Below are 208 nucleotides of genomic sequence, written 5' to 3' on the forward strand. Positions count from 1 at the left end.
CCTTCTGGATCTACAGTCGCATCACCTGTTGCTACAGGGTTGCCATCTTTGTCTAAGATTTCAACTTTTACTGTTGCACCTGGCTCAGTCTTACCTGAGATTGTTGGTGTAGTATCGTTTGTTGGCTTAAGCTCATCGATGGTTAATTCAGGTGCTACTGTGTCAACCTCGAAGCTCTCTGGCTGAGATTCACCTGTGTTACCTGCTT

General features: G+C 45.7%; 1 protein-coding gene. It reads right to left on the minus strand.

Going from position 1 to position 208, the window contains the following annotated elements:
* Positions 1–208: hypothetical protein (locus AC1M9L_RS14870; protein ID WP_481592570.1), on the minus strand; the 208-nt coding region annotated here is incomplete at both ends.

It is taken from the genome of Acinetobacter sp. ANC_7511, from assembly GCF_056779975.1.